Source organism: Microvirga sp. P4_G7 (genome assembly GCF_056401005.1).
Genome location: NZ_JBFUKD010000005.1, coordinates 20,635 through 28,069 on the forward strand (window position 1 = coordinate 20,635; position 7,435 = coordinate 28,069).

A 7,435-nucleotide genomic window follows, 5' to 3' on the forward strand; every position below is an offset into this window, starting at 1 on the left:
TCAATCCGTGCCGCGCGCCCTGCGCAGCCGCACATAGAGTGCACCGGATCCGCCGTGGTGGGGAGAGGCCTCCTCGAACCCGATGACCAGCGCCCGCATCTCGGGCAGGCGCAGCCAGAGCGGCACCATGCGGCGCAAGATTCCACGCTCCTCGAACAGGCCGCTTTCCGAAGCTACGCCGCCCGAACCTGCGCCACCTTTACCGGTGATGACGAGGACGAGGCCGTCGCCGGACATCTGGGCGCGGCGCAAGAATCCGATCAGGCCGACATGGGCTTCCGCCTGCCGCATGCCGTGCAGATCGATCACCCGGTCCACGGCGCGGCTGCCGCGCCGAAGCGCTTTCAACGTTTTGCGTTCGAGGGGTGCGAGGGGTGGCGGCGACGGCTTCTGCACGGGGGCGACCAATCGCGCGAGTGGTTGGGCGGCTTTCGGCTGAGGCGGCGCCACGACCGCAGGCTGATCGTCCATCTCCTCCGGCACGGATTTTCCGGGCATCGGCCGGACCCCACGGGTGACGTGAACCCACAGGCGGCGTTCCTCGGGATCGAGCCCGCGGCGACGGCGCGTCATTGCCCGGCGCGAGGGTGGAGGACGACGAAACGGGTGGCATGACGCAGGAGTCCCGCCCGCGTCCCGGCCGCTTCGCCGCTCCCGAAGAAGAAATCGCCGCGGGCCGGGCCGAGGATCGCGGAGCCGGTATCCTGCGCGATCATGAGGCGAGCGAGCGGCTCGGCGCGATCGAGGGAGAACGGCAATTCACCCTCGAGCCAGAACGGCAGGCCGTAGGGCCAAAGGCTGCGATCGACCGCGAGACTGCGTCCGGAAACGAGCGGCACGCCCGCGCCGCCGATCGGCCCCTGATCGGGCGCCAGCTCGCTGGCCTCACGAAAAAAGATGTAGGATTGGTTCTGGCGCATCAGCGCCTTTGCCGGCTCGGGATGATCGCGCAGCCAGCCCATGAGCTTTTCCAGCGTCATCTCGTCGAGGCTCATTTCCCCCCGCTGCACGAGCAGACGTCCGATCGACGTGTAGGGCCGGCCGTTGCGTCCCGCATAGGCGACCCGCATCACGGAGCCGTCGGTGAGCTTGATCCGGGCGGAGCCCTGGACATGGAGAATGAACGCTTCCGCCGGTTCGCGCAGATAGACGATGGGCTTGGTCAAAGCGGCAAGCGCGCCCTCCTCGATGGCGGCGCGGTCGGGATAGGGCTCGAAACCGGTCGCGGTCCTGCGTGCGGCCTGGAGCCCCGCATCGATGCCGGGCAGCGTCTCACCTTGCGCGATCGTGACGAGATCGGCGGGTCGATCGAGAAGCGGCACCTTGAAGACTTCGGTCGGCTGCCGGGAACCTTGAAACTCCGGCTCGTAGTATCCGGTCAGAAAACCCTCACCGGATCGCGGCACGATTTCGAGGGGCCGAAAATTCGCTTCGAAGAAGCGGCGCGATGCTTCGCGATCGAGCACGTTCTGCGCAAGCGCCTTCCGGCAGATCGCCACGAGATCGTCTTGGGGCAATTGCGCCGGACGCAATTCCGGCGCCTTTTCGATCAAAACGCCACAGGTCTGTCGAAACGCCGCGAAAGCGGCGGCGTGGTCGTCCCGGTCCCAACCGGACAAGTCGTCGAAGGCGAGAGGTTTCAGGCGCGCCTTGTCGGCGAACGCCGCCGACACGGCGATTCCAGTCATGACGAAGCCCGCGATGATGCTGAAACAGACCGCTCTCCGGCCACGATTCATTGTCCCGATTCGGTCGCCACGAGCTGCCAATTGGGATCGCGGCTGCCGAGCTTGCGGGCGAACGTCCATACGTCCGTGACGTCGACCACCGCTTCGGGACTGCCGTCGATGACCGTTCCGTCGGCATCGCGCGTCGCGGTGATCAGCTTGGACAGGAAATGCAGCACGATCTGCGCGTTGCCACCCTGAATCTCGACCGTCTTGATCTCGGCCTTGTCGATGGACACGAATGTCGTCTCCACCTTCTCGCCCTTGCGCTCGCGTTCGGCGATGGCGCGGTCGAACCCGTCATAGACGTCCTTCGACAACAGATCCTTCAGCGCCTTGCGATCACCTTGGGCGAACGCGATCACGATCATTTCATAGGCGCTCTTGGCACCTTCGACGAAAATGCGCGCATCGAATCCGGGTTCGGCGCGAGCGATGTCGTCGAGCCCCTTGGCCACCGACGAGCCCGGTTCGGCAATGCCCTTCCAGCGGTCCGCCGCCGGGATGATCGGCGCCGGCTTGTCGCCGTTCGCGCCAGGCAGCCGCACGACATTGTCGCGGTCCGGGGCGGAGGCGGGTTGCTCGCGGCGGGCGAGGGGATCGAACGGCGGTTGCTCGCTGCCCGATTTCTGACCGAGCACGGATCGCAGGCGCCAGGCCACGAAGACCGCGAGAACAATGAAAATGAGGGTCGTGATGTCGAAGGAATCCTGCATCGTCGATCCGGTCTAGCCCTTGTCCGCCCCAGGTCCCCCGATCGTCTAGCCGATCAGGCGAAGATTGATCCATCGCATATGGGGCCCTTGGCTCGTAACATCCACCTCTCCCTTGGACAAGCGGAGGATCCGACAGGAAGGGTCCCGAACATTGGCAAAACCTTGTTCGCAGGCGGGAAGCGTGGTAGGCGCGGAGCCCTGGCCCATCGCCGATAGCGCTCTCTCAGAGTGTGATCAGCAAAGTGGCGGCTGGTTTCACGTCCGATCACGCTTTCGGCATCCGGAGTGCCGGATTCGTCCTGATCGCACTGACGAGCCGTTCTACTTCGTCGATCGTGCACTAGATCGTTCCGTCCGGGCTCAATCGATCCATCTCCCCGCGGAGTTACAAACATGGCCGACAATCCGGCGAATAACGGAGGAGCGCAGGATACCGTTCCCGCGCTGAACGCCCTCGCTCAATATTGCAAGGATTTCTCGTTCGAGAACCCCAATGCGCCGCGCTCGCTGCAGCCGCAGACCGAAGGTCCGCAGATCAGCCTGCAGGTCAATGTGAACGCCAAGCAGCTCGACGAGGCCGATTTCGAGGTCGAGCTGACCCTCGAAGGCAACGCCAAGGTCGCCGACAAGGACGTTCTGTTCGCGTTCGAGCTCACCTATTCGGGCGTGTTCCGCGTGCAGAACATTCCGCAGGACCAGCTCCACCCGGTGGTCATGATCGAATGCCCACGTCTGTTGTTCCCGTTCGCCCGCCAGATCGTGGCCGACGCGGTCCGCAACGGCGGTTTCCCACCGCTCTATATCGATCCGATCGATTTCGTCGCCCTGTATCGCCAGCGCGCCGCCGAATTGCAGGCCCAGCAGGGCTCCGCCGGCCAGACGCTTTCGTAAGCGATCCGTGTCGATCGAGGACGGCGAGCGTCTCGCCGCCTCGTGACTTTTTTGGCCGGGCTCGTCCCGGCCATTCTTTTCGGGCAGACCTTTCTTTTCCGGAAGACGCTTTTACGCAGCGACGCTCCGTCAGGCGTCCCGCTCTTCCTTGATATAATTCAGCCACAACGCGTCCGACCCGAGGGACTGGACGAAAACCTGGTGGGCTTCCCGCTCCGCATCGGTCAGCCGCGACACGAACGGACGTGGCTTGATCTCCCTGGCTGCGCTTCCGCCGGGAACGACGATCGAGCTGCGGGCGAAGCTCTGCACGGACAGATCGAGGCCGGTCTGCCGGCCACCGATGAGCTCGATATAAACTTCCGCCAGAATTTCCGCGTCGAGCAACGCGCCGTGTTTCGTGCGCCTCGAATTGTCGATGCCGTAACGCGAGCAGAGCGCGTCGAGATTGTTCGCCGCGCCCGGATGCTTGCGCCTCGCGAGGGCGAGCGTATCGACCACGTCGTTCAACACGATCGGCTGATGTCCGGTACGGGCAAATTCGGCGTTCAGAAAGTTCACGTCGAACGAAGCGTTGTGAATGACGAGCCGGCCATCCGCGATGAATTCGAGGAATTCCGGCACGATCGACGCGAATAGCGGCTTGTCGGACAAAAATTCGTTGCTCAATCCGTGCACGCCGAACGCACCATCAGACACCGCATATTCGGGGTTGATGTAGACGTGGTAGCTCTTGCCGGTCGGGATGTGGTTGAGGAGCTCGACGCAACCGATCTCGATCACCCGATCGCCCTTCAGGTGGTCGGTACCGGTGGTTTCCGTGTCGAGAACGATTTCGCGCAACATCGCCTGCTTCTTGCTCAACGAACGCTACGACGTAGGACGGTGGAGAACCCGTCCCGGCCGCGCGGCGAGGCAGGTCAGGATCGACCGTACCTGCGCCCTCGCCGAATCGAGCCCGCCATCGGTCTCGATTCGAAAATGCGCCCGCCTTCTTTTTTCCCCATCCGGCATCTGCTTCGCAAGGAGGGCGGCAAACTTTTCCTCCGTCATTCCGGGTCGCGCGAGCACGCGCTGCCGTTGGACGTCCGGTGAAGCGGTGACGACGAGAACCGCATCGCAGCGCGCCTCGCTGCCGGTTTCGAGAAGAAGCGGGATATCGAGAACGACGAGGGGCTCGCGGTCGGCATGAAGGCCGCGCAGAAACTGCTCCTCCTCGGCGCGCACCAGCGGGTGGACGATCGCTTCGAGAGCGCTGAGCGCCGCCGGATCGTTAAGAACGATCCGCCCCAACGCCGCCCGATCGACCGCGCCGTCGGCGATCGCCGACGGAAACGCCTTTTCGATCAGGGGTACCGCAGCGCCGCGATAGAGCCGGTGGACGACAGCATCCGCGTCGTGAACCGGAATGCCGGCGGCGCGAAACATCTCCGCCGTCGTGGATTTGCCCATTCCGACCGAGCCGGTGAGACCGAGCACGAAAGTCATTTTTGCCCTTCGAGGTCCGCCGTCACGATCGCTCTCAATTCGTCGGTGACCTGCGGCGTCACGCCAAACCAATGAGCGAATCCGGGAGCGGCCTGATGGAGCAGCATGCCCAACCCGTCGACGATCCGCAAATCTCGCGCACGGGCCTGCGCCAGCAGGGGCKTTTCAAGCGGGACATAGACGATGTCGGCGACAATGGCATTGCCGAGCGCATCGCTCAGGTCGAGATCGAGGTCCGGCTGGCCGACCATCCCGAGCGACGTGGTGTTGACGATCAGCCCTGCTTCGGGAACGACGCTAGCGACGTCGTGCCAATCGAGTGCCTGGAGGATCCGGCCACCTTCGGCACCGAGGTCCTCCACCAGCTCCTTGGCTTTCGCGAAGGTTCGGTTGGCGACGAGGATCCGACCGATCGGTCGATCGATCAGCCCGGCGACGATCGCGCGCGCGGCGCCTCCTCCACCGATCACCAACGCCGTTTCCACATCTTGCTCCCAGCCTTGTCCCAGGCTTTGATCAAGATGCGCGAGGAAACCGACAATGTCGGTATTGTCGCCCCACAGAACGCCGTTCTCGACCCATAACGTATTGACGGCCTTCAATCTTTCGGCCCGCGCTGTGCGCCTTTGGACGCCCGCATAAGCCGCCTCCTTGTGCGGGATGGTGACGTTTCCACCGGCAAAGCCCTGAGATGTGAAGGTCTTGAGGAACATGCTGAAATCTTCAGGGGCCACGTCGATGCGCTCGTAGGTCCCGTCGAGGCCATGACGGCTCAGCCAATGGCCATGAATGAGCGGCGAACGGGAATGCTTGATCGGATGGCCGACGACAAACGCTTTCGTCATGAAACGAACCTCAAAAGGCGAGACAGCCGAGCGTCCGCAGCGCGGCGAGAAGGGGAAGCAGAGGAAGGCCGAGAATCGTGGAGTGGTCGCCCTCGATTCTGTCGAACAGATGGATGCCGACGGCCTCGACCTGATAGATCCCGATGGAGGCGAGGGTGTCCGGCGCGACGAGGTCGAGATATCGCTCGATCCCGTCCGGACCGAGCTGCCGCATCGTCAGGTACGCCGTGGCATCGAAGGCGGCAACGAGCGTGCCGTTGCGCGCGAGCGCTCCCGCCGCATGGAGCGCGTGTGTCCGGCCGGCCAGACGTTCGAGCTGGCGGGCTGCCTCCTGGCGCGTTCCCGCCTTGTGGAAGGTCATGCCCTCACAATCGAGGACCTGGTCCCCACCGAGAACGAGCCGATCCGGCCGACGCTCGCTGACCGCGATGGCTTTCGCCAGGGCGAGCCGTTGCGCGAGGGCAAGAGGCGGCATCCCCTCATGCCGGGAGGCGTCTTCCACCCCTCGCTCGTCGACGCCCGATGCGGTCGTCTCGACGGGAATTCCCGCGTGTTCGAGGAGCATGCGCCGCGTCTGGCTCGTGGAGGCGAGCAGCAGCGGTTGCGTTTCGATCCAGGGCGACGACGTCTTCATTCGGCAATGAATTTGAGGCGATGATCGCGATAATAGTCGAGGATCGCCGCGGCGGTTTCCTCGATCGAGCGTCGGGTGACGTCGATCACCGGCCAGTTGTTGCGCGCAAACAGGCGGCGCGACGCGGCGATTTCTTCGGCCACTGCGTCCCGATCCACATAGGCGGTGTCATCGTCGGCGTTGAGACTGAGCAGCCGGTTCTGGCGGATCTGGACGATTCGATCCGGCGTCGCGACAAGACCGACGATCAGGGCCTTTTTTGCCGTCTGAAGCACGGCGGGCGGCGGAACGCCGGGAACCAGCGGAATGTTGGCCGCCTTGACGCCACGATTGGCGAGGTAGATCGCGGTCGGCGTCTTCGACGTCCGACTGACGCCGACGAGGACCACATCGGCCTCCTCCAGATCGTGCGGCAGATGGCCATCGTCGTGGAGAAGAGTGAAGTTCATCGCGTCGATGCGCTTGAAATACTCGGCGTTCAGCGTGTGCTGGGCACCCGGGCGAGCGGTCGAGGCCGTGCCGAGATAGGATTGCAGAAGAGAATGCACGGGCTCCAGCACCGACAGGGACGGCGACCCGGTTTCGCGGCACACCGCTTCGAGCCGCTCCGCGAGATCCGTTTCGACCAGGGTATAGAGGACAATCCCGGGTGCCGCCTCGATTTCCGATACCACGCGCTCGAGCTGGGTCGGCGAGCGGACGAGGGGATAGACGTGTTCGATGGCGGCAATGCCCTCGTATTGCGCCACGGCGGCGCGCGCGACGGTGATGAGGGTTTCGCCGGTCGAATCGGAGACGAGATGGAGGTGAAAGTAGCTTCGTCCCACACAAGCCTCTGGGTGCAAGGAGTCGATCAGTGTGGATAGATCGCTTCGCCGACCGGGTCCAGCGGAAGGGGCCTGTGGGTGGCGGTTCGATCCATCAACAAGACTGCCTCCTGTGCGTCCGCGGATTCGGCATCATGGGAGAATCAGGCACGGTTCCGAAAAACGATTCCGGCGGCGGGCCATCCGACCGGCGTTAATAATTTGTTAAGCTTTAAGAATTTGGAAACCATGATGGGTCGTCCCGCACTCTCTTAACGGAATGTTTACCGTCAGGGGCGGTGTGGACCCGTTGTGGACAGGCTTGCGG

General features: G+C 63.8%; 9 protein-coding genes. 1 reads left to right on the forward strand and 8 read right to left on the reverse strand.

Going from position 1 to position 7,435, the window contains the following annotated elements; all coding sequences use genetic code 11:
* From AC1DT3_RS01100 to AC1DT3_RS01110, 3 genes are read right to left on the reverse strand one after another with little or no spacing between them, the layout of a single operon-like run.
* Nucleotides 1-573, reverse strand: a complete 573-nt coding sequence (locus tag AC1DT3_RS01100; RefSeq protein ID WP_477463376.1) for a Smr/MutS family protein — start codon at nt 571-573, stop codon at nt 1-3.
* Nucleotides 570-1,739, reverse strand: a complete 1,170-nt coding sequence (gene mltA, locus AC1DT3_RS01105; protein ID WP_477463377.1) for a murein transglycosylase A — start codon at nt 1,737-1,739, stop codon at nt 570-572. Before mltA ends, AC1DT3_RS01100 begins: the two co-directional genes overlap by 4 nt.
* A complete protein-coding gene (locus AC1DT3_RS01110; RefSeq protein WP_477463378.1) occupies nt 1,736-2,443 on the reverse strand; it encodes a Tim44/TimA family putative adaptor protein in 708 nt (235 codons plus the stop codon). The genes mltA and AC1DT3_RS01110 overlap by 4 nt, the downstream gene beginning before the upstream one ends.
* A 393-nt stretch (nt 2,444-2,836) precedes the next feature.
* On the opposite strand from AC1DT3_RS01110, the gene secB reads away from it, so the two are divergent.
* On the forward strand, nt 2,837-3,334 hold the full coding sequence (gene secB, locus AC1DT3_RS01115; protein WP_477463379.1) for a protein-export chaperone SecB: 498 nt from the start codon (nt 2,837-2,839) through the stop codon (nt 3,332-3,334).
* Nucleotides 3,335-3,463: 129 nt separating this feature from the next.
* Here secB and dnaQ read toward each other — a convergent pair whose 3' ends face one another.
* Genes dnaQ through AC1DT3_RS01140 form a run of 5 tightly spaced genes read right to left on the reverse strand, consistent with a single transcriptional unit; the run spans nt 3,464 to nt 7,128 of the window.
* Nucleotides 3,464-4,180: a DNA polymerase III subunit epsilon gene (dnaQ, locus tag AC1DT3_RS01120; RefSeq protein WP_477463380.1), complete on the reverse strand. Its 717-nt coding sequence runs from the start codon at nt 4,178-4,180 to the stop codon at nt 3,464-3,466.
* 24 nt (nt 4,181-4,204) lie between these two features.
* Nucleotides 4,205-4,822, reverse strand: coding sequence for a dephospho-CoA kinase (gene coaE / locus AC1DT3_RS01125; protein ID WP_477463381.1), 618 nt, complete (start codon nt 4,820-4,822; stop codon nt 4,205-4,207).
* The gene (locus tag AC1DT3_RS01130; protein WP_477463382.1) at nt 4,819-5,667 is read right to left on the reverse strand and encodes a shikimate dehydrogenase; all 849 of its coding nucleotides are present in this window, start codon (nt 5,665-5,667) and stop codon (nt 4,819-4,821) included. Before AC1DT3_RS01130 ends, coaE begins: the two co-directional genes overlap by 4 nt.
* A 10-nt stretch (nt 5,668-5,677) precedes the next feature.
* Nucleotides 5,678-6,301, reverse strand: coding sequence for a Maf family protein (locus AC1DT3_RS01135; protein WP_477463383.1), 624 nt, complete (start codon nt 6,299-6,301; stop codon nt 5,678-5,680).
* Nucleotides 6,298-7,128 carry a pyruvate, water dikinase regulatory protein gene (locus AC1DT3_RS01140; RefSeq protein ID WP_477463384.1) on the reverse strand — a complete coding sequence of 277 codons (831 nt, stop codon included), beginning with the start codon at nt 7,126-7,128 and terminating at the stop codon, nt 6,298-6,300. Before AC1DT3_RS01140 ends, AC1DT3_RS01135 begins: the two co-directional genes overlap by 4 nt.
* Nucleotides 7,129-7,435 lie beyond the last annotated feature (307 nt).